Genomic DNA, 19,482 nt, shown 5'->3' with positions numbered 1-19,482 from the left:
CAGAATTTCGAGCCCGGAATTTAGACCGGGCTGAGAGGTGTTTCAAGCGGCATAAATTGCAAGCCGCATGAATTTTCCATGAATTTCGTGAGTTTTTGCCGGTTTAGGGTGTCGATAACCCCACCGGCAAACCCCATTAGCCCACAAATGCCTTTTCAATCACGAATTCCTTGGGTTCGGAATTTGCACCTTCTCGCAAGCCGAACTCTTCCAGAATTGCTTTGATGTCATGGTTGAAGGCAAGGCTGCCACAAACCATCGCGCGATCAGTATCTGGCTTGATACCACCTTCGATGCCCAGATCGGCAAATACGGTGCCGTCTTTCAACAGCTCGGTTATACGGCCCATCTTTGGGCTCTCTTCCCGCGTGGTGGTGGGATAATAGCGAATCTTGTCGGCGAAACCGTCACCAATTAGTTCGGCCAGCAACTCGTCCTGTTTGACGCTCTCGATCAACTCGCGACCGTAATCCAATTCAGCTACGTCGCGGCAGGTATGGGTGATGATAACCTCGTCATAATCCTCATAGGTCTGCGGTTCACGCAGCAGCGACGCGAAGGGCGCAAAGCCTGTGCCGGTGGCGAAGAACCAGATGCGCTTGCCGGGCAGCAATGCGTCATGCACCAGCGTGCCGACGGGTTTGGGCCGAAGGATGATCTGATCACCAGGCTGGATGTGCTGCAGTTTTGAGGTCAGCGGGCCGTCTTGCACTTTGATCGAGTAGAATTCCAGTTCCTCATCCCATGAAGGCGAGGCGATGGAATAGGCGCGCAACAGCGGTTTGCCATTATCGCCCAGTAGGCCGATCATAACGAACTCACCCGAGCGAAAGCGCAAGGAAGCCGGGCGCGACACCTTGAAAGAAAACAGGCGGTCGGTCCAGTGCTTGACCTCGGTCACCGTCTGGGCATCGGGCAGGACAGGGGCCTTAACGGCGGTTGCTTCACTCACGGGTTTCATCTCTGTCATCGTTTCACTACCGGTCTGCTAAACCGACATCTCCGTTTAATCTTTGATCCAAGTCAGGAAAAGGGGCAGATTGCCCCTTTCGTATCACAGGTTGGCGATGGCGGGTCAGCCGCGCAGGCGGGCCTGGTAGTTGTTGTCCTGCCAATTGGCCCGGGCCAGCCACTGATCTTCGGGCTGCCGGTTCGCCAAGGTGTCATCAATTTCGACTTCGTCAAAGCCGCTACGACGCGCCATGGCGTATTGGTCTGCAAGAACATGGCCTTTTGCCCGCAGGCGACCTGTATAACCTTTCAGACGCAGAACGCGCGCGATCGTAAAGCCGCGCCCATCCGCTGAGGATGGAAAGTCCACGCGCACCATCTGGGCGCTGCCCAGCCGGTCAAACAGTTCATCGGGGTCAGTGTCCGAGGCGATATCCAGTGCAACCACGTCATTCGCTGCATCGTCCAGCGTGACATAGCCATCGGTCCAATCATCGGGGGCAAAGCCCTCGTCGTTTACGATTACGTTCATGTTTTCTCTCCGATGCGCACCATTTTTCCATCAACAAAATGGATGCCGCATTCTTCCTTGTTCTGATCGCGCCAGCGCCCGGCGCGGGGGTCTTCGCCTTCTTTGACCGGCGAAGTGCAGGGCGCACAGCCGATCGAGGGGTATCCTTTGGCCACCAGCGGATGCCGGGGCAGGTTGTTTTCTTCCATATAGGCGCGCACATCGTTGGGCGCCCAGTGGGCCAAGGGGTTGACCTTGATCCGGCCGGTTCCGTCCTCGACCTCGAAAAAGTCCAGCGCGGCACGGGTGCCGGACTGAAACCGTTTGCGCCCAGTGATCCAGCCACAATACCCAGTCAGAGCTTTCTGCAGCGGGAAGGTCTTGCGCAGGTTACAGCAGGCATCGGTGTCACACAGACGCAACGCGCCATAAGGATCGTCGCGCTGAACATCTTCATCCTCGGCGCGGATGATCTGCACATTGCGCAGGCCCAGACGCTCGCTGACCTCCTGCTGGTATTCCAGCGTTTCGGCAAACAGCATTTGGGTGTCCACGAACAGCACTGGGGTCATCTTGTCGACCACTGCAGCCATATGCAGCAACACCACCGATTCCGCGCCAAAGCTGGAGACCAGAGCAAGCTCCTCGATCTCGTCCAATGCGCCATGCATCACATCATGGGCACTGTGGTGGCGGAAGCGGGCGTTCAGCGCCTCGACCTTTTCGGTCAGTTCGGCGCGGTCAGCCCCCAGTTCCGTTTGGATCAGGTCAAGCGGCATTGGCCTGTGCCTCGGGGTAGAGCGCCGCTTTGAACGGTGCCATGCCAACGCGGCGATAGGTCTGCAAGAAGGTCTCTTCAGCGCTGTCGCGCTGCTCCAGATATGTGTCGACGATGCGCTCGACCGCCGGAACGATCTCGTCATAGGCGAAGCCCGGGCCAGTACGATCACCGATGGCTGCGGATTCGGTACCGTCACCACCCAGAGTGATCTGGTAGTTTTCGACGCCAGCGCGGTCCAGGCCAAGAATGCCGATGTGACCCACATGGTGGTGACCACAGGCGTTGATGCAGCCCGAGATCTTGATCTTCAGGTGGCCGATATCATGCTCCAGTTTCAGGTCTTCGAACCGGGTCGCGATTTCCTGCGCCACGGGGATCGAACGTGCCGTCGCCAGTGCGCAGTAATCCATACCGGGACAGGCGATAATGTCGCTGATCAAGCCGATATTTGCAGTGGCCAGCTCGTGTTCTTTCAGCGTTGCGTGGATCGCGGGCAGGTCGGATTTGTGGACATGCGGCAGGATTACGTTCTGCTCATGGCTGATACGCAGTTCGTCGTAGGCGAACTCTTCGGCCAGATCGGCCATCACGCGCATCTGCTCTGCAGTCGCATCGCCCGGCGTCTGGCCGTGCTTCTTGATCGAGATCGTGACGATCGCGTGGTCCGCGTTTTTGTGCGGCGCGATGTTGGTGTCGACCCACGAACGGAAGACCGGATCGTTGGTGTAGGCACTCTCGAACGAGGCAACCGAACCATCACGGAAGGCTGGAGGCGCAAAGTGGCCTTTGATTTCTTCCAGCAGGCTCATATCCGCGCCTTTGAATTGCGGGCGAACCTTCAGGAATCGCTCGTTCACTTTGGCACGGATGGCGTCGATGCCATGCTCGTGCACGGTGATCTTGATGCGCGCCTTGTACTTGTTGTCGCGACGGCCGATCTGGTTCCACACGGAAACGGTGGCCTCAAGATAGGCCAGCAGGTCGTCAAAGGCGACGAATTCCGATAGCTCTTTGCCGATCATGGGCGTACGGCCCAGACCACCGCCAACGATGACGCGGGCACCCAGAACGCCATCACGCTCGACCAGTTGCAGGCCGATGTCATGCGCCTTGATCACGGCGCGGTCATTCTCGCTGCCGGTGATGGCGATCTTGAATTTGCGGGGCATGAACTGGAATTCAGGGTGGTCGGTTGACCACTGGCGCAGCAGTTCGGCATAGGGGCGCGGATCAGCGACCTCATCCGCGGCGGCACCGGCGAAATGATCGGCGGTCACGTTGCGGATGGTGTTACCCGAGGTCTGGATGGCGTGCATGCCAACCTCGGCCAGTGCGTCCAGCATATCCGGCACGTCGTTCAGCTTCGGCCAGTTGTACTGAATGTTCTGACGGGTGGTAAAATGGCCGTAACCTTTGTCCCATTTCTCGGCCAGCAAAGCGAGCTGACGCATCTGAGCACTGGACAGCGTGCCATATGGAATAGCGACCCGCAGCATATAAGCGTGCAATTGCAGATACAGACCATTCATCAGGCGCAGTGGCTTGAATTCGTCTTCAGTCAGCGAACCGTCAATGCGACGCTCAACCTGCGCACGGAACTGCGCGTTGCGTTCTGCCAAAAATGCTGTGTCGAACTCGGAGTAGCGATACATGTTTAGCTGTCCTTAGTTGCAGCCCCGGACCCGGGGCCTTGAAGGGGAGAGAGAATGGCCTGAGATCAGGCCCGAGGCTGCGGGGAGGTTTCCTGTTTGCCGTGGGCATAGTTGGACGGACCAGTCCGGCGGAAATCCTCCCGAAAGTGGGTGGGTTCGGGGCCGTTTTCTCCGGCCACCGCGTCGGCAAGATAGGCACCGACGATCTTGTTGGCCTGACGCGCGGCATCCAGCAGACGAACCTGAGCGTGGGCTTCGTCCGTGATCAGTTCGGCATCGGACAACTCGCGCGACCACCGGTCATCTTCGGTCTGGTAAATCACATCACCTTCCAACAAGTCGTTGGCGGTGACGACTTTGGGGGTAAAAGCGCGGGCCATCAGGCAAGCTCCTTATTGAAAACCGAGACTTTGTGCGGGTATTGCGCAACTCGGGCGACGCCGGGTTTGTGAATGCGCATATTTGTTTGTTTGACCTGCATCGGATCATCTCGTGACTGAATTGACTTGTGTGCCAATATAGGAAATATTCCCGCCAAATCGCCATATGCGTGAAGAAATAAGAACAGATGTTCTATCTGCGGCGAGTGGAAGAAGGTTTGTTCTGAATTGGAAGGGAAATTGGAATGTCGGTGCGAATAGACGACACGGATCGGAAAATTCTAGCCGAGCTGCAACGGGATGCCAGCCAGTCGCTTGACGAAATCGCAGCCCGTGTAGGGAGCTCCAAGACGCCGGTTTGGAATCGCATTCGCAAGCTGAAGGGGGCAGGGGTCATTGGCCAGCAGACCGTATTGCTGGATGCCGAAGCGTTGGGCTTTGAGGCCACATTCTTTGTGCTGATCCGTACGTCGGAACATGAGGCTGAGTGGCAGCAGAAGTTCCTGAAAGCGTTGCGCGATCGTCCAGAGGTTCAGGAAGCGCACCGTTTGGCTGGAGACATCGATTACATTCTGAAAGTGCGCGTCAAGAACGCGCGTGCGTATGATGCGTTTTATCAGGCGTTGATTTCAGAGGTACGGGTGCACAACGTCACAGCCTTGCTTTCGATGGAAGAGATCAAATCGACCACAATGCTGCCATTGAAGTCTGTCGGATAGTTTGAAGCGTGAATGGGGGCGCCGCCCCCGCCGCCCGAAGGCGACTCCCCCAAGATATTTATGGCCAGATGAAGAACGGATCCGGGTTTCTTGACAGGATATTAAGTCAGACCGTTACCATGAGTTTGGTCAGCCCGTGGAAATGGTAGCTGTCCGAAAATTGCGGCTCTGCCGTCAGCTTTAGCTTTGGGCATTGCTGGAACAGCATGGGCAGGGCGATCCGAATCTCAAGCCGGGCCAGCGGAGCGCCTACACAGAAGTGAAGGCCACCACCAAAGCTAGCATTGGCGCTTACATCTCGCATTGGGTCGAATGTATCGGGTTGGGACCAAGCAGCAGGGTCGCGATTGGCTGCGCCCAGAAGCAAGGCAACTTCGTCACCACGCGCAAAGCGGTGACCGAAGAGTTCAATATCTTCATAGGCATAGCGTCTGAACATGTGCAGTGGTGGATCGAAACGCAGGATTTCCTCGACTGCGCCGTCGATGGTGCCGGGCGTCAGGACATACTGCTGTGTACCCGTCGTCAACATAGTCTTCACGCCATTGCCGATGGCGTGCACGGTGGCTTCGTGACCGGCGTTCAGCAACAAAATGCAGGTCGTGATCAGCTCGTCCCGCGAGAGTTTTTCACCATCTTCCTCTGCCGCGATCAACCGGGTGATCAGATCGTCATGCGGGTCAGTGCGGCGTTTTTCGATGTATTCTTCGAGATAGGTGGTAAAGGCTTGTGTGGCACGGACGGCTTCGTCTTCGGTCTGGCGCGTCCGGTTTGCCTGATACATGGCCACCATGGCGTGCGACCACTGCAACAGTTGCGGTGCCATGTCTTCTGGCACACCAAGCAGACGGCAGATCGTGATCACGGGGACCTGGGTGCAATAGGCCTCCAGCAGATCGAAGGGGCCAGCGGGGAACTGCTTGATCAAATCGTGGCACAACTGTTCAGTGGACCCCTCAAGTGCCGTGATCGCGCGAGAGGTAAACGCCCGCAGTACCAGAGAACGCAATCGAGTATGACGCGGGGGTTCAAGCTCTAACATCGAATGGGATTCGACTTCTAGCCAGGGTGCAAGATGCTCTGGGCCGGGTTTTGCAAGTTCCGCCGGGATTTCACGCCCGAAGCGCCGATCGCGCAGCAGAATTTGCACCGCTTTGTGCGAGACAGCCGCGACAAGGCCGTAGTCTTTCCAGTAGAACAGATCGCCCGACTGACGTGCGCTGTCATAAAAGGGGTATGGGTTTTGCACGAATGCCGGGTCGGTCGGGGATTGGGTCAGCGTCTTCATGCGGTGCAGACTTGCCATGGCGGCTGCTGAATGCAAGACCCTAGATATGCAACGTTTTTGGATCATAGCCGGTTTCTTATGCGCGGTCGGATTGCTGTCAGCGGCGGTCTGGACTTATGGCTATCGTCAGGCCCTGTCGCAACTGAGCGAGAAGGCCGAGGCTGATTTGGAACTGGCCGCCGACCGTCTGAGCACGCAAATGCAGGTCTATCAGGAAGTGGCCGCCTTGATGGCGGATCATCCTGCTTTGCAGGAGCTAGAAACATCAGAACAGCAACGGGCCGCCCGAAAGGTGCTGCTGGATGTGGCAGACAAAACCGCTGCCGTTAACGTTATGTACCTGAATCCGGAGGGTCAGGTTCTTGTCGCGGCCCAACCGGTGACGCAGCGCGATATGTCCGCACATCCGGCCTTCGAGCGCGCCATGCAAGGTGCCTTGGGCAGCGCGCATGGGGTCGAAGACGCAAGCGGTGATCGCATCTATTCATATGCGGCCCCTGCATTTGGGGAATTGGGGCAGATACAAGGCGCGTTGATGGTTCTGGCCGATGTGCAGGACGTTGAACAAACTTGGCGCGGTAGCACCGATGCGGTGTTTTTCGTTGATACGGATGGGGTTGTCTTTATCTCGAACCGTTCGGATCTGCTGCTATGGCGCCGCGGGCAAGGGCAGCAAGGCCTGATGTCACCAGAAGGTGAGAATGTCGATTTCGCCTCAACCTGGATTGCGGGATATGAAGTGTGGAAGCTCGATTGGGGTCGCTATCTGCCCCGTCGCGCCTTGCATCTAACGCTCGATCTTCCGGTGATTGCGATGACCGCAGAGATGCTGGTTGATGTCGCTCCGGCGCGTCGGTTGGCGGGGTTGCAGGCGGCGGCGGTTGCGGCGATCTGTTTCGCCTTTGGTGCTTTGTTGTTTCTGGCCTCGGAACGCCGTCGGACACTTGCAGAGGCAAATACCGTGCTGGAAAGCCGGGTCGCGCAACGTACGCGCGCCTTGACGGCGGCTAATAGCGCTTTGCGCCACGAAGTTGCCGAGCGGCAGGAGGCGGAGGCCGCGCTCAAACAAGCGCAGGCCGATTTGGTTCAGGCTGGTAAGTTGAGCGCTTTGGGCAAGATGTCGGCTGGCATCAGTCATGAATTGAACCAGCCCTTGATGGCGATTCAGCAGTTCGCCGACAACGGGTCCGCCTTTCTTGAGCGCGGCAAGGGCCAGAGAGCTGGCGAAAATCTGGGCCGCATTTCCGATATGGCCGCACGCATGGCGCGGATCATCAAGAACCTGCGGGCCTTTGCGAGAAATGAAAGCGAACCAATGGGGCGCGTTGATCTGGTTCAGGTTCTGAACACTGCCACAGAATTGACCGAGGCGCGCCTGCGCGATGAGAATGTCGCGTTGGAGTGGGTGCCGCCAAAGGATGCGGTCTTTGCTTGGGGTGGAGAGGTGCGACTGGTACAGGTGTTTGTGAACCTAATCAATAATGCAGCGGATGCGATGGTCGATCGACCGACGCGCAGGATATTGGTCACTCTGTCAGGGGGGAAGCCTATTCGCGTGTCGGTGCGGGATACCGGACCCGGCATCGAGGATCCCGACCGCGTGTTTGAGCCGTTCTACACCACAAAAACGGTTGGGTCGTCCGAGGGGATGGGTCTGGGGCTGTCGATATCCTACGGTCTGGTTCAGAGCTTCGGGGGGGATATTCGCGGTGCCAACACGGACGAGGGTGCTGAATTCACGGTTGAACTGGAACCCTTTGAAGAAGATGAGGCAGCATGATCCGCAAAGTGCTTTTGGTCGATGATGATGCCGCCGTACGTGAGGCCTTGGCGCAAACCCTCGAATTGGCCGAGTATGAACCGGTCACCGCGGGATCTTTCGTGGCCGCAAAGGATCATATTCATCGTGACTTCGGCGGTGTGATCATCTCAGATATTCGCATGCCGGGGCGGGATGGGTTTCATCTGCTCGCATACGCGCGCGAGGTTGATCCTGAGCTTCCGGTGGTATTGCTGACAGGTGAAGGCGATATCCCGATGGCGGTACAGGCCATGGGGCAGGGAGCATTTGATTTTCTGGAAAAGCCCTGTGCAGCAGCGGACTTATTGGCGGTACTCGAGCGAGCCTTCGCAGCGCGCGCAGAAATTCTGCAGGAACGCGAGCAACGGCGCGAACTTGAGCGTGGCGATCCCGCAGCACGCATGCTGTTCGGGTTGTCAGATCAAGCCGAGGCCTTGCGTGAGCGAGTGCGGAGCGTAGCGCCAACACGGGCCGAGGTACTGGTTACCGGGCCAGCGGGTAGCGGAGTTTCAAAGGTCGCTGAAGTTGTCCATCTGATGTCTCCGGTTGGACAGGGGCCATTTGTCAAACGCCCTGCCTCAGGCCTGAACCCGGATGATTTATTGCGTGTCTGCAAGGACGCGGCAGGCGGATCGCTGTATCTGGATGAGATCTCGGCGATGTCGGATGCCACGCAATACGCCGCGCTGGAACTGATCGAACAAGGGACGGACGCCAGAATCATTGCGGGGGCAACGGCTGATTTGTCTGAACTTACTGCACAAGGAAGATTCAATGCCGATCTGTTCTATAGGTTGGATGTCATGCGGGTGCGAATCCCGGCCCTGTCAGAACGGCCCGAGGATATCCCCGTCATCTTTCGCCGCTATGTGGCGCAGGCCGCTGAGCAGGCCGGGATTGCGGAACCTGAAGTGACACCCGAGCATCTGGCCTCGTTGATGGCGCAGGATTGGCCGGGCAATGCCCGATCGTTGATGTCGGCGGCAATGCGGTTTGTGTTGGGGATGCCGGATGAGGTTGCACAGGCCGCTGATCTGGGGTTGAGCGAGCAATTGGCGCGGGTTGAGAGGTCTTTGCTGATTGCAGCCCTTGGGCGCCACAATGGCAAGGCTGCGGATGCAGCCAAAGCACTGAAGCTGCCGCGCAAAACTTTTTATGACAAGCTGACCCGCTACCACATCAGGCCAGAAGACTATCGTCGTTAGCAAAACACTTCCGCTAGGGCGAGCCGCGGTTGCGCTGCGTCTTAAGCGAGCGATTCGCTCGCATCGATTCGGATATTGTGCGGAAATTCGCACAAGGTGCTGACTGCCTGTGCGAAAAATCGCACAGCGTAGTTCTGCCGAAACACCAGATTTATAACGATCATCATTTAACCGTAAGAAATTAATTGGAAAAAACAGATTTCAGTAACATCTAAACAAAATGTTGAGAGTGAGGAGCCGATTCGGTTCACTCCGCAACATACGGCGCTGATTGAGCGCTCGATGGAAGTTTTAGGGAAGTCTGGGAGGATAAGACTGATGAAATTCCTGACAACGGCAGCAACCGCAATCGCACTGTCCGTGACAGCGACCGCTGGTGTAGCAGCTTGCGATGATGGCGAGATCGTCGTGAAGTTTGCGCATGTGACCAATACGGACAAACACCCCAAGGGCATCGCCGCTTCGCTGCTTGAGCAGCGCGTCAATGACGAGATGAACGGCGTGATGTGCATGGAGGTTTATCCGAACTCCACTCTTTACAACGATGACAAGGTTCTTGAAGCGATGCTGCAGGGCGACGTGCAGTTGGCCGCGCCCTCGCTGTCGAAGTTTGAGAAGTTTACAAAGCAATTCCGCCTGTTCGATCTGCCGTTCATGTTCAAGAACATCGATGCTGTGGATGCGTTCCAAGCCTCGGCTGATGGTCAGGCGATGAAAGACAGCATGCAGCGCCGCGGCCTTCAGGGGCTGGCATTCTGGCACAATGGCATGAAGCAGATGTCTGCGAACAAGCCGTTGGAAGATCCTTCGGATGCGAACGGCCTGAAGTTCCGCGTTCAGTCTTCGGACGTATTGGTTGCCCAGATGGAAGCAATTGGTGGCAGCCCTCAGAAGATGGCGTTCTCGGAAGTGTACGGTGCTCTGCAACAGGGCGTTGTTGACGGGCAGGAAAACACCTGGTCGAACATCTACGGCAAGAAGTTCTTCGAGGTGCAGGACGGCATCACAGAAACGAACCACGGTATCATCGATTATCTGGTTGTAACCTCAGTTGACTGGCTGGACAGCCTGGAGCCTGAAGTTCGCGATCAATTCTTGACGATTCTCGCCGAAGTGACCGAGACCCGTAATAAGGAGGCCTTTTCCGTAAACGAAGCTGCCAAGGCTTCGATCACTGACGCAGGGGGCATCATCCGGGAACTGAACCCCGAGCAGCGCCAGGCCTGGGTCGATGCGATGAAGCCAGTCTGGGACAAATTTGCCGGTGACGTTGGTCAGGACAAGATCGACGCCGCACAGGCGATCAACGCCGGGTTCTGATCCCGGTTCAAGCCACGCGTCCGGGGACTGGGGAGTTATGGACGCATAGGCTGGGCGGGCCTTAATGGCCCGCCACACTCCCACCACTCTCATCAAAAAAATGCGGGGACAGAGAGATGTCTGGTGCGAAACCCGGCCAAGGCGGGCTGGTCGACCATATCGAAGAAACCATGATTGCGTGCCTGTTGGGTCTGATGACAATTGTCACCTTCGCCAATGTGATCGCGCGGTTTGTATTCAATTCTAACATTCTTTGGGCGCTGGAACTGACAGTATTCACCTTCGGTTGGTTGGTGCTGCTGGGTGCGTCTTATGCAGTGAAAAAGCATGCACATCTGGGTGTTGATGCGATCCTGAACATGCTGGCCCCCGCGCCACGCCGGGTTTTGGCGCTGATAGCCGTGGCTTGCTGTCTGGTGTTTTCTCTGCTCCTGCTCAAGGGTTCGTATGACTACTGGGCAGTGTTTGCCGATCTGCCGCCCACCTCGGGTCGCTGGTTTCCGACCGGCTTTGACATGAGTGCGCGCAGCCAGAGCTTCTATGAAGTTGATGATATCCCGATGGTCGCGCCGCTGCGGTTTCTGGAAGATATGATCAACTATGGCGAATATTACGAGAAACTGCCCAAGGTCGTTCCGTATTTCGTTCTGCCTCTTTCGATGTTGCTGCTGGTGATCCGTTTCGCACAGGTCGCAGGACAGATTTGGCGCGGTGAAACTGATCGCCTTGTAGCTAGCCACGAGGTTGAGGACGAGATCGAAGAAGTCCGCGCCCAGCAGGGGGAGCATGACTGATGGACGTCGTACTACTTTTCTCGATGGTCATTGGCCTATTGTTGATCGGAGTTCCGATTGCGGTGGCACTTGGTCTCAGCTCGACCCTATTCCTGCTGATCTATTCCGACAGCTCATTGGCTTCGGTCGCTGGCACCCTGTTCGAGGCATTTGAGGGGCATTTCACCCTCTTGGCTATCCCGTTTTTCATTCTCGCGTCATCTTTCATGACCACAGGTGGAGTGGCGCGGCGGATCATCCGGTTCTCGATCGCTTGTGTGGGGCACTTGCCCGGTGGTCTGGCAATTGCTGGCGTCTTCGCGTGTATGTTGTTTGCGGCCTTGTCGGGGTCGTCTCCGGCGACAGTTGTGGCAATCGGATCGATCGTCATCGCTGGCATGCGTCAGGTGGGCTATTCCAAGGAATTCGCCGCCGGTGTGATCTGTAACGCAGGGACACTGGGCATTCTGATTCCGCCATCAATCGTGATGGTGGTCTATGCGGCGGCCGTGGAGGTTTCGGTCGGGCGGATGTTCCTTGCGGGCGTTATTCCGGGTTTGATGGCTGGTCTGATGCTGATGATCACCATTTACGTCATGGCCAAGGTCAAGAACCTTCCCAAAGGCGATTGGAAAGGTTGGGGTGAGGTCTTCACGTCAGCACGCGAGGCCGGTTGGGGTCTGTTCCTGATCGTCATCATCCTCGGCGGTATCTACGGAGGTATCTTTACCCCGACCGAGGCCGCGGCTGTTGCTGCCGTCTATGCGTTCTTGATCGCAAGTTTTGTCTACAAGGATATGGGTCCGCTCAGCACCGAAGGCGATGCGCAGAACATCTCGCTGCTCAAGAAACCCTATGCGTTGATCACGGCCTTTGTGCACCCCGACACCAAGCATACGCTGTTCGAGGCCGGCAAGCTAACCGTTACGCTGCTTTTTGTGATCGCCAACGCGCTGATCCTGAAACATGTGCTGACGGATGAGCAGGTGCCCCAGCATATCGCAAGCGCCATGCTATCGGCGGGTCTGGGGCCGGTGACTTTCCTGATTGTGGTCAACGTAATCCTGCTGATCGGTGGCCAGTTTATGGAGCCCTCAGGTCTGCTGGTCATTGTGGCCCCGCTGGTCTTCCCGATTGCTATCGAGTTGGGTATCGACCCGATCCATCTGGGCATTATCATGGTGGTCAATATGGAGATCGGGATGATCACGCCTCCGGTCGGGTTGAACCTGTTCGTAACCTCGGGCGTGGCGGGAATGCCGATGATGAGTGTTGTGAAGGCAGCGTTGCCGTTCTTGGCCGTGCTGTTCGTCTTCCTCATCATGGTTACGTATATCCCGTGGATTTCGACATTCCTGCCCAACACATTCATGGGGCCTGAGATCATAACCAACTAGATCGGTTGAACCGAGCATGTGAACCGGGCGGTGTAATCCGCCCGGTTTTTTTGTCTTGAAACTGATGCCCAAACGCATATCTGAGGGTCAGAGGACGACCTCACCATCATGGACGATTATTCGGGACGACCCGATCTCGGAAAGTGAGGTGTTCTTATGCCCTGGGTATTACTGTTGTTTGCTGGCCTCCTCGAAATCGTCTGGGCCGTCGCGATGAAACAGACCGCTGGTTTCACGCGGCTGTGGCCGACGGCGATCATGGGTGTTGCGATGATCGGGTCATTTGGCCTGCTTGCAATGGCCATGCGGGATCTGCCGCTTGGCACCGCCTATACGATCTGGACCGGGATCGGCGCAGTAGGGGCGTTCACTGTTGGCATCCTGTTCCTGGGTGAAGCGCTGACGCCCATGCGGATCGGCGCTGCGATTCTAATCGTGACGGGTTTGGTCATCATGAAACTGGCCTAAGCGTTGACCGCCGTAGTGGTGTCGGGCAGCTTTGCGAACAACTCCGAACAAAGGACACCTGCATATGCTGACCGACACCGATGCACGCTTGCTGCGCGTTGCTTATGATGAGGCGAAAGCTGGATTTGACGAAGGAGGCTGCCCAATCGGTTCAGTGCTTGCGCGGGGTGGTGAGGTCGTCGCGCGAGGGCGTAATCAGCGTGTCCAACTGGGCGACCCGATCGCCCATGGGGAAATGGATGCGCTGCGCAAGGCAGGGCGGCAGAAGACCTATCGCGATACTGTGCTCTATACCTCGCTGTCGCCTTGCATGATGTGTTCTGGCACGATCGTACAGTTCGGTATCCCGCGTGTTGTGATCGGAGACACCGTGAATTTTGGCGGCAATGAGGACTTCCTGCGCGATCGCGGTGTAGAGGTCATCATCGCAGATGACCCGGACTGCATTACATTGATGAAGCGATTTATCGAAGAGAAGCCCGCGCTTTGGGCCGAAGATATTGCCGAATGAGGTTGGCGATCAGGCGCTTTCAAGCGCCTGAATGATGCCCGAGAAATCAGTTGCTTTCAGACTGGCGCCACCCACCAACGCTCCGTCAACATTTGAAACGCCAAAAATCTCGGCAGCATTACCGGGTTTGACCGATCCGCCATACAGCAGGCGGACTGACCGGCCGACACCTTCGCCAAATCGGCGTTCCAGACGTGCGCGTATGAAATCGTGCACTTCTCCGATCTCTTCCAAAGTTGGAACCTTACCGGTGCCGATGGCCCAGATCGGCTCATATGCGACAATCAGGTTCTCGCCTGTCGCTTGATCCGGGATCGAACCCGACATCTGTCCACCGATGATATCCAGAGTATTTGCTGCTTCGCGCTGTTCAAGGCTTTCACCAACGCAGATGATCGTCTTCAGGCCTGCATCCATGGCGGTGCGGGCTTTGGCACGGATGTCTTCGTTCTGCTCAGCATGATCTTCACGGCGCTCGGAATGGCCAAGGATCACTGAGCTTGCCCCTGCATCCAACAGCATCTCGGCACTCAGATCCCCGGTATGCGCACCCGAGAGCGCCGCGTGGCAGTCTTGGCCACCGAAGGTAATGCCCGAACCTTCAACCGTATTTGCCGCGCGATGAAGCAAAGTGGCTGGTGGGCATATCAGGATTTCTACCGCAGAAGATGGGTGCGAGGCTTTCAACGCTTCCAACTCGCTCAGCGCAATGCCAGTTCCGTTCATTTTCCAGTTGCCTGCCGCCAACTTACGCCGCATCGCGATCCCTCCGGTTTTCTGCTTTGAATCCTCGGATATCACCCGCAGGCGGGGCTGACAATTCCGGTTGCATAGCGCTACTTGTCAGGACACATTGCGCGCGTTGTTGCGGAGGATGGCATGATAGACGATCTCGATCTCGCCAAATTGGATCTGCTTGATCCAGCTGAGATGGAAAAGCTGAGACGTGCTGTTCGCCAGATCGGATTTCTAACGATCTTCAATTCCGGCCTTGATGCCGCCCGTGTGAAGCAGGTGATCGACGCGTATCGCGATTTTTTTCGTCAACCCGATGAGATCAAGCAGAGCGTCGATATGGCAGCTACGGGTGCCAACCGCGGTTGGGGTGCGCCGCGTTCCGAACAGGTGGATCTCAGGGCGAACCCGGATTTCAAAGAAGTCTTTGATAGCGGTTTTGAACTGCCAGCCGATGATCCCTATGCGGGGCGGGGATTAAGTGTGTATGCCCCAAATCTCTGGCCAGACGGGGCCGACGCCTTTCGGAGAACGATCCAGAGTTACTATTCAGACGCCTGCTCAGTTGCCATTCGCGTTTTGCGCGCGATTGCGATTGCCATCGGTAGGGATGCAAACAGTTTTGATGCGGCCTTTGATACGCCAATGGCGCTGCTGCGCGGTAACTTCTATCCGCAACGCCCTGATTGGGCAGGGGAAAAGGACTTTGGTATCGGCGCGCATACGGATTATGGCTGCCTGACTTTGCTGGCCACGGACGGCACACCGGGTCTGGAAGTTCGTATGCCTGATGGCGATTGGCAAGCTGTAAACGCCAAGCCGGGACAATTCATCATCAATTTCGGCGAGATGCTGGAGTTTTGGACCGCAGGAGAAGTCAAAGCGACCGAGCATAGGGTCAAAGGTAGCGTGAACGAGAGGATCTCGGTTCCGTTGTTCTTCAATCCTTCTTACGACACAAATGTTGCGCCGCCGGGTTCATACGCCACGATCCGCGCCGGAGAGCACCTGACGCGGCGATTTAATGAGACCTACGTCCACCTAAAAGCTGCGAGTTAGCGTTGTTCAGCCAAGGTTTCGTCGAACTTGATCGATTCTCCGCATCCGCATGCATCGACTACATTCGGGTTTCGGAACTTGAACCCGGCCTCAAGCAGTGAAACCTCGTAGTCGATCTCGGTTCCGAAAAGGAACATCTGTGCCATGGGGGCGATCATCACACGCGCGCCATCCTGCTCGACCACTTCGTCATTCGGGTCGGCATCATCGACATAGTCCATGGTGTATTCCATCCCCGCGCAGCCGCCTTTCTTGACGCCGATGCGCAATCCGGTGTGACCGCCGGATTTCATCAACCGAACAATCTGTTCGGCAGCTTTAGGTGTCATGGTCACGGCTTGTTTGCCGGGAATGCCAAACATGGTGGGCTCCGTTATCGCGCGTTATCTCTAATCTAAGGCCGACACGCGCCGGGCTCAAGAGAGAGCCTGTTCAAATACACGCTCCGAGCAGGGTTGTCACGATGGTGCGCAAAGCTTTAGCGTATCTGAAGTAAAGGACAGGCATTCCAGAGAGGTTTGGATCGATGAGAGCGCAGAACTGGGCAGGAGCAGCCATTTTCACATCTATGCTGTTGGCGTCCGCGTCTGCGGCATTTGCGATAGATGACACAAAACGGCACCCGGTCAACTGTGCTACCGCACCTGGTGATCTGCGCGCAATCGCAGCCGAAAAGAAACATGCCGAGGACCAGCAGGCTGAAAGCGTGTTCTCGATCCTCCCTGCCGGTGCCTTGCTGGGCCTCGTCACAGGAACCGAGAGCAAGCACCTGAAGATGCTGTCAGGCGACTATATAAAAGAGCTGGACGCGCGCGCTGCTAAAATCAAATCGACCTGTAACATTGAATAATCAAACAAAAAGGGCCGCTCTCGGGCAAGAGCGGCCCGGAATGGGCCCATTGAATGGGGGATGGCTATGGTCAGAGGCCCATGCAATTCACGAAGTATGTCAATTTAGCGGGGCAATCGGATAAGACGCCCGCTACTCGACATCCTGCGCCAGCACGTCCAGCAGATCGAAAAACGAATGCTTAATCACTGGGTCAGTACCTGAGGACCTTGTGACCCAGCATTGTGACAACATGAAAACGGTTAAGTAACACGCAGTACACCGTTTTGTAACATCGCCATGTTTTTTGTGAGTAAGTCGGGAGTTACATGAAACCCAGCTCAAGCCGGGCTTCATCTGACATCATTTCCATGCCCCAAGGTGGCTCCCAAGTCAGTTCGACGTCGACCTCTTTGACGCCTGCAACGGGTTCGATTGCTTCCACGATCCAACCGGGCATTTCGCCTGCGACAGGACAACCTGGCGCAGTGAGGGTCATGATCACCTTGACCGCGTTTTCTCCGGTGATGTCGATCGTATAGATCAGACCGAGATCGTAGATATTGACCGGTATTTCTGGGTCAAACACCGTCCGGCAAGCTTCGACCACGGGTTCGTAGAGCGGGTGATCGATGGTCGAGGGAGCGATCAGAGGGCTGCCTTCGAACTGTTCACTGGGGTGGGTCATTGATGCCTCGGGTCTGTTACCTGAGAAATTATATAGGGAAAGTGCCGGGCAGCGTCCAGAGGTGCCGTGGCGCCTGATTTGGGCGCCACGACAGATCAGTCGTTGATGTCGTGCTTAAAGGTTTTGACCTGACCGTGCGGCAGGGCAAACATACGGCGCAGAACCAGCCATGCGACCAGTGACAGAACAGCAAATATCAACAGCAGAACGGGCAGGGATGGCGTGAGGCCAGGGATCAGCAAAACCACTCCGGTAATGGCTGCACCGATGGCAAAACCCAGGAAAATGAAGCCGGGCAGCGCGACCTCAAGGATGCCCAGAGCAAGCGCTCCGGCCAACCAAATCCACCACGTCAGCCAGAAAGGATCGGCCATCATTTTCCTCCTTTAAGCATGTTAAAGGCATTGCCGAAGGCTTCAAGTGCGTTTGCAGGCACAACGATGGTCTGCGAGCCGGTGCCGTTGCCCAGGGCGTTCAGCGATTCCACCTGTTTCAACGCAACCTGATACTGTGCCGCTTCCAGCCCGTTGTCTTGAATGGCCTTTGCCACGACCTGAGTCGCATAAGCTTCGGCCTCAGCCGAGATTCGGCGGGCCTTGGCGGTCTGCTCTGCTGCATAAAGTTCGGCATCTGCCTGCAGCTCAACGGCACGCTTTTGGCCCTCGGCCTCGGTCACCTGCGCACGGCGGGCACGTTCGGCGTTCAATTGCTGCAACATCGCGTCACGAGTGGCCTGATCAAGATTTACGTCCAGAATCTCGGCGCGCGTTACTTCGATCCCCCAATCGTCAACGGCGGTTTCGACACTTTCCTGAATACGTTCAATTAGTTGCGCCCGGTTCGATTGCACTTCATCCAGGTCCATCTTGCCGATCTCGGCGCGGACGATACCGGCTACAGTCGTTGCAATCGCACCGTCGACATCGCGGATGCGATAGACCGTCTTTTCCGGCTCGAGAATGCGGTAGAACACCGAGGTATCGATCTGCACCAGAACGTTGTCCTTGGTAATTGCGTCTTGCGTTGCGTTTGGCAACTGACGCTCAAGGATGGATATCTTGTGGCGGGCAACATCTAGAAAAGGAACGATAAAATTGATCCCGGGCCCAAGCACCGAATGCAGGCGGCCAAACCGTTCAACAACGTATTTCTCGGATTGAGGCACGATCTTGATGCCCTTGAAGATGACAATGGCAATAAGCGCCGCTGCCAGCAGGTAGATAATGTTCGAAGTAATCAGTCCGATAATCTGGTCTTCTATCATACTGTCCTCATTTATTGTGTACTATGGTATACATATGGGGATTGAATCGCTCAATTTCAACTCTGGTATGGATTGTACAGGCTGGAATGCAAATCTGTGAAAGCGTTCATACCGGCCAGAAATTCCCTTTTGTGGCAGCTTTGCATCCCACTGGTGTTTGCGTTATCGGACGAGGATGAAATTGATTATCGATACAGACCCCGGCATCGACGACGCAATGGCCATTGCCTATGCCGCCGCTGCGTCCGAAATTGACCTGATCGGCCTGACCACCGTGTTCGGCAACACCCATGTGCATCAATCCAGCCGCAATGCGCGATTTCTGGTGGACAAACTGGGGCTCGGCATTCCCGTGGCCCAAGGCGCGCCCTTCGCATTGGGAGAGATCGCGCATTCACCTTCGGAACATGTGCACGGCCCCGAAGGCTTTGGTGACCTGACCCAGATTGAAGAGATCGGTGAAAACCACGCCCTGTCCGCCGCAGAGTTTCTTGTCGACATGGCGCGCAGCCATCGCGGAGAGCTGGTCGTATGCGCGGTTGGGCCATTGACCAATATCGCTGATGCCATGCGATTGGACCCTGAGTTTGCAGAGAATCTTGGCAAGCTCGTCATCATGGGCGGGGCCGTGTACTGCCCGGGCAACATCACCGAACATGCCGAGGCGAATATCTATCACGATGCCAAAGCTGCAGACGAAGTCTTTGCCGCGCCGCCGCCTACGATTCTGGTGGGATTGGATGTGACTCTGAAAACGCTCTACGAGACCGCTGATTTTGAGGCGCTCGCTGAACGTTCCCCTGACATGGGTGGTTTTCTGCGTGATATCTCGCGCTTCTATTTAAAGTTCTATAAAGAGATCGGTGGGCTTGAAGGGTGCGGACTGCATGACTCGACTGCCGTTATCGCCTGCACCCATGAACCGATGTTCGAAATGGTCGAAACGGGTTTGCAGGTGGCGTTGGACGGGGCTGAGATCGGTGCGACTCGTCCTGACCCTGCACGGCCACCAGTGCGAGTGTGCCGGGATGTCGATGGGGCAGGGGTGGTGCGCCTGTTTACGGACCGTGTAGCCTCGCTGCCCTGACGGGTTGCAATGCCCTTGCAGATCGGGCAAAGCCTGCCCGGTTCAGCGATCCAAGGCGTTACC

Annotated in this window: 22 protein-coding genes; 11 read left to right on the top strand and 11 right to left on the bottom strand. The window is 56.5% G+C overall.

Annotation, left to right across the window (positions count from 1 at the left end; all coding sequences use genetic code 11):
• Positions 1 to 136 precede the first annotated feature (136 nt).
• The 5 genes from ACR0MP_RS06080 to ACR0MP_RS06060 form a co-directional block, all read right to left on the bottom strand.
• Positions 137 to 970 (bottom strand): ferredoxin--NADP reductase, encoded by an 834-nt coding sequence (locus ACR0MP_RS06080; RefSeq protein WP_170405452.1) that lies wholly within the window; start codon positions 968 to 970, stop codon positions 137 to 139.
• Between the two features lie 105 nt (positions 971 to 1,075).
• Positions 1,076 to 1,483 (bottom strand): DUF934 domain-containing protein, encoded by a 408-nt coding sequence (locus ACR0MP_RS06075; protein ID WP_170393227.1) that lies wholly within the window; start codon positions 1,481 to 1,483, stop codon positions 1,076 to 1,078.
• The gene (locus ACR0MP_RS06070) at positions 1,480 to 2,241 is read right to left on the bottom strand and encodes a phosphoadenylyl-sulfate reductase (RefSeq protein WP_170405454.1); all 762 of its coding nucleotides are present in this window, start codon (positions 2,239 to 2,241) and stop codon (positions 1,480 to 1,482) included. Before ACR0MP_RS06070 ends, ACR0MP_RS06075 begins: the two co-directional genes overlap by 4 nt.
• Entirely contained in the window at positions 2,231 to 3,895 is a 1,665-nt protein-coding gene (locus tag ACR0MP_RS06065) for a nitrite/sulfite reductase (protein ID WP_170405457.1), read from the bottom strand. The genes ACR0MP_RS06070 and ACR0MP_RS06065 overlap by 11 nt, the downstream gene beginning before the upstream one ends.
• A gap of 65 nt (positions 3,896 to 3,960) precedes the next feature.
• Complete coding sequence (locus tag ACR0MP_RS06060; protein WP_170393224.1) at positions 3,961 to 4,275, bottom strand: DUF2849 domain-containing protein; 315 nt, start codon at positions 4,273 to 4,275, stop codon at positions 3,961 to 3,963.
• A gap of 245 nt (positions 4,276 to 4,520) precedes the next feature.
• Between ACR0MP_RS06060 and ACR0MP_RS06055 the strand changes: the two genes are divergently transcribed.
• Entirely contained in the window at positions 4,521 to 4,994 is a 474-nt protein-coding gene (locus ACR0MP_RS06055) for an Lrp/AsnC family transcriptional regulator (RefSeq protein ID WP_010439761.1), read from the top strand.
• 106 nt (positions 4,995 to 5,100) lie between these two features.
• Here ACR0MP_RS06055 and ACR0MP_RS06050 read toward each other — a convergent pair whose 3' ends face one another.
• Positions 5,101 to 6,282 (bottom strand): cytochrome P450, encoded by a 1,182-nt coding sequence (locus ACR0MP_RS06050; protein ID WP_480885975.1) that lies wholly within the window; start codon positions 6,280 to 6,282, stop codon positions 5,101 to 5,103.
• Between the two features lie 46 nt (positions 6,283 to 6,328).
• Here ACR0MP_RS06050 and ACR0MP_RS06045 point away from each other — a divergent pair, with 46 nt between their 5' ends.
• The 7 genes from ACR0MP_RS06045 to ACR0MP_RS06015 all read left to right on the top strand — a co-directional run bounded on the left by ACR0MP_RS06045 (position 6,329) and on the right by ACR0MP_RS06015 (position 13,757).
• Entirely contained in the window at positions 6,329 to 8,062 is a 1,734-nt protein-coding gene (locus tag ACR0MP_RS06045) for an ATP-binding protein (RefSeq protein ID WP_170405460.1), read from the top strand.
• The gene (locus ACR0MP_RS06040; protein ID WP_170735136.1) at positions 8,059 to 9,288 is read left to right on the top strand and encodes a sigma-54-dependent transcriptional regulator; all 1,230 of its coding nucleotides are present in this window, start codon (positions 8,059 to 8,061) and stop codon (positions 9,286 to 9,288) included. Before ACR0MP_RS06045 ends, ACR0MP_RS06040 begins: the two co-directional genes overlap by 4 nt.
• Positions 9,289 to 9,606: 318 nt before the next feature.
• Complete coding sequence (locus tag ACR0MP_RS06035) at positions 9,607 to 10,608, top strand: DctP family TRAP transporter solute-binding subunit (protein WP_480438504.1); 1,002 nt, start codon at positions 9,607 to 9,609, stop codon at positions 10,606 to 10,608.
• A gap of 116 nt (positions 10,609 to 10,724) precedes the next feature.
• Positions 10,725 to 11,402, top strand: a complete 678-nt coding sequence (locus ACR0MP_RS06030) for a TRAP transporter small permease (protein WP_170735134.1) — start codon at positions 10,725 to 10,727, stop codon at positions 11,400 to 11,402.
• A complete protein-coding gene (locus tag ACR0MP_RS06025; protein WP_170393218.1) occupies positions 11,402 to 12,778 on the top strand; it encodes a TRAP transporter large permease in 1,377 nt (458 codons plus the stop codon). Before ACR0MP_RS06030 ends, ACR0MP_RS06025 begins: the two co-directional genes overlap by 1 nt.
• A 156-nt stretch (positions 12,779 to 12,934) precedes the next feature.
• Positions 12,935 to 13,246: a DMT family transporter gene (locus ACR0MP_RS06020; RefSeq protein WP_170405469.1), complete on the top strand. Its 312-nt coding sequence runs from the start codon at positions 12,935 to 12,937 to the stop codon at positions 13,244 to 13,246.
• A gap of 64 nt (positions 13,247 to 13,310) precedes the next feature.
• The gene (locus ACR0MP_RS06015; RefSeq protein ID WP_170405472.1) at positions 13,311 to 13,757 is read left to right on the top strand and encodes a nucleoside deaminase; all 447 of its coding nucleotides are present in this window, start codon (positions 13,311 to 13,313) and stop codon (positions 13,755 to 13,757) included.
• A gap of 9 nt (positions 13,758 to 13,766) precedes the next feature.
• Here the strand turns inward: ACR0MP_RS06015 and tpiA are convergent, their stop codons facing one another.
• The gene (tpiA, locus tag ACR0MP_RS06010; protein ID WP_170405475.1) at positions 13,767 to 14,516 is read right to left on the bottom strand and encodes a triose-phosphate isomerase; all 750 of its coding nucleotides are present in this window, start codon (positions 14,514 to 14,516) and stop codon (positions 13,767 to 13,769) included.
• Between the two features lie 120 nt (positions 14,517 to 14,636).
• Here tpiA and ACR0MP_RS06005 point away from each other — a divergent pair, with 120 nt between their 5' ends.
• The gene (locus ACR0MP_RS06005) at positions 14,637 to 15,551 is read left to right on the top strand and encodes an isopenicillin N synthase family dioxygenase (RefSeq protein ID WP_480885971.1); all 915 of its coding nucleotides are present in this window, start codon (positions 14,637 to 14,639) and stop codon (positions 15,549 to 15,551) included.
• Here the strand turns inward: ACR0MP_RS06005 and ACR0MP_RS06000 are convergent.
• On the bottom strand, positions 15,548 to 15,913 hold the full coding sequence (locus ACR0MP_RS06000) for a HesB/IscA family protein (protein WP_170465407.1): 366 nt from the start codon (positions 15,911 to 15,913) through the stop codon (positions 15,548 to 15,550). The genes ACR0MP_RS06005 and ACR0MP_RS06000 overlap by 4 nt on opposite strands.
• 164 nt (positions 15,914 to 16,077) lie before the next feature.
• Between ACR0MP_RS06000 and ACR0MP_RS05995 the strand changes: the two genes are divergently transcribed.
• Positions 16,078 to 16,401: a hypothetical protein gene (locus ACR0MP_RS05995; RefSeq protein WP_170635656.1), complete on the top strand. Its 324-nt coding sequence runs from the start codon at positions 16,078 to 16,080 to the stop codon at positions 16,399 to 16,401.
• A gap of 304 nt (positions 16,402 to 16,705) precedes the next feature.
• On the opposite strand, the gene ACR0MP_RS05990 is transcribed toward ACR0MP_RS05995, so the two are convergent.
• The 3 genes from ACR0MP_RS05990 to ACR0MP_RS05980 form a co-directional block, all read right to left on the bottom strand.
• The gene (locus ACR0MP_RS05990; protein WP_170393211.1) at positions 16,706 to 17,068 is read right to left on the bottom strand and encodes an SUF system Fe-S cluster assembly protein; all 363 of its coding nucleotides are present in this window, start codon (positions 17,066 to 17,068) and stop codon (positions 16,706 to 16,708) included.
• A 95-nt stretch (positions 17,069 to 17,163) separates the two neighbouring features.
• Entirely contained in the window at positions 17,164 to 17,442 is a 279-nt protein-coding gene (locus tag ACR0MP_RS05985) for an NfeD family protein (RefSeq protein WP_170405488.1), read from the bottom strand.
• A complete protein-coding gene (locus tag ACR0MP_RS05980; RefSeq protein WP_170393209.1) occupies positions 17,442 to 18,332 on the bottom strand; it encodes an SPFH domain-containing protein in 891 nt (296 codons plus the stop codon). Before ACR0MP_RS05980 ends, ACR0MP_RS05985 begins: the two co-directional genes overlap by 1 nt.
• Before the next feature lie 175 nt (positions 18,333 to 18,507).
• Here ACR0MP_RS05980 and ACR0MP_RS05975 point away from each other — a divergent pair, with 175 nt between their 5' ends.
• On the top strand, positions 18,508 to 19,419 hold the full coding sequence (locus tag ACR0MP_RS05975; RefSeq protein ID WP_170562904.1) for a nucleoside hydrolase: 912 nt from the start codon (positions 18,508 to 18,510) through the stop codon (positions 19,417 to 19,419).
• Positions 19,420 to 19,482: the final 63 nt, after the last annotated feature.

It is taken from the genome of Ruegeria sp. K3, from assembly GCF_056531845.1.
This window is presented reverse-complemented; position numbering and strand designations above follow the sequence as displayed.

Bases quoted from the DNA above. Each gene is read 5' to 3' on its own strand.
- ACR0MP_RS06070 (WP_170405454.1), bottom strand. From the start codon at position 2,241: ATGCCGCTTGACCTGATCCAAACGGAACTGGGGGCTGACCGCGCCGAA.
- ACR0MP_RS06015 (WP_170405472.1), top strand. From the start codon at position 13,311: ATGCTGACCGACACCGATGCACGCTTGCTGCGCGTTGCTTATGATGAG.
- ACR0MP_RS06020 (WP_170405469.1), top strand. From the start codon at position 12,935: ATGCCCTGGGTATTACTGTTGTTTGCTGGCCTCCTCGAAATCGTCTGG.
- ACR0MP_RS06080 (WP_170405452.1), bottom strand. From the start codon at position 970: ATGACAGAGATGAAACCCGTGAGTGAAGCAACCGCCGTTAAGGCCCCT.
- ACR0MP_RS06045 (WP_170405460.1), top strand. From the start codon at position 6,329: ATGCAACGTTTTTGGATCATAGCCGGTTTCTTATGCGCGGTCGGATTG.
- ACR0MP_RS05975 (WP_170562904.1), top strand. From the start codon at position 18,508: ATGAAATTGATTATCGATACAGACCCCGGCATCGACGACGCAATGGCC.
- ACR0MP_RS05980 (WP_170393209.1), bottom strand. From the start codon at position 18,332: ATGATAGAAGACCAGATTATCGGACTGATTACTTCGAACATTATCTAC.
- ACR0MP_RS06065 (WP_170405457.1), bottom strand. From the start codon at position 3,895: ATGTATCGCTACTCCGAGTTCGACACAGCATTTTTGGCAGAACGCAAC.
- ACR0MP_RS06000 (WP_170465407.1), bottom strand. From the start codon at position 15,913: ATGTTTGGCATTCCCGGCAAACAAGCCGTGACCATGACACCTAAAGCT.
- ACR0MP_RS06005 (WP_480885971.1), top strand. From the start codon at position 14,637: ATGATAGACGATCTCGATCTCGCCAAATTGGATCTGCTTGATCCAGCT.
- ACR0MP_RS06025 (WP_170393218.1), top strand. From the start codon at position 11,402: ATGGACGTCGTACTACTTTTCTCGATGGTCATTGGCCTATTGTTGATC.
- ACR0MP_RS06060 (WP_170393224.1), bottom strand. From the start codon at position 4,275: ATGGCCCGCGCTTTTACCCCCAAAGTCGTCACCGCCAACGACTTGTTG.
- ACR0MP_RS06055 (WP_010439761.1), top strand. From the start codon at position 4,521: ATGTCGGTGCGAATAGACGACACGGATCGGAAAATTCTAGCCGAGCTG.
- ACR0MP_RS06050 (WP_480885975.1), bottom strand. From the start codon at position 6,282: ATGAAGACGCTGACCCAATCCCCGACCGACCCGGCATTCGTGCAAAAC.
- ACR0MP_RS06030 (WP_170735134.1), top strand. From the start codon at position 10,725: ATGTCTGGTGCGAAACCCGGCCAAGGCGGGCTGGTCGACCATATCGAA.
- ACR0MP_RS05990 (WP_170393211.1), bottom strand. From the start codon at position 17,068: ATGACCCACCCCAGTGAACAGTTCGAAGGCAGCCCTCTGATCGCTCCC.
- ACR0MP_RS05995 (WP_170635656.1), top strand. From the start codon at position 16,078: ATGAGAGCGCAGAACTGGGCAGGAGCAGCCATTTTCACATCTATGCTG.
- ACR0MP_RS06035 (WP_480438504.1), top strand. From the start codon at position 9,607: ATGAAATTCCTGACAACGGCAGCAACCGCAATCGCACTGTCCGTGACA.
- tpiA (WP_170405475.1), bottom strand. From the start codon at position 14,516: ATGCGGCGTAAGTTGGCGGCAGGCAACTGGAAAATGAACGGAACTGGC.
- ACR0MP_RS06040 (WP_170735136.1), top strand. From the start codon at position 8,059: ATGATCCGCAAAGTGCTTTTGGTCGATGATGATGCCGCCGTACGTGAG.
- ACR0MP_RS05985 (WP_170405488.1), bottom strand. From the start codon at position 17,442: ATGGCCGATCCTTTCTGGCTGACGTGGTGGATTTGGTTGGCCGGAGCG.
- ACR0MP_RS06075 (WP_170393227.1), bottom strand. From the start codon at position 1,483: ATGAACGTAATCGTAAACGACGAGGGCTTTGCCCCCGATGATTGGACC.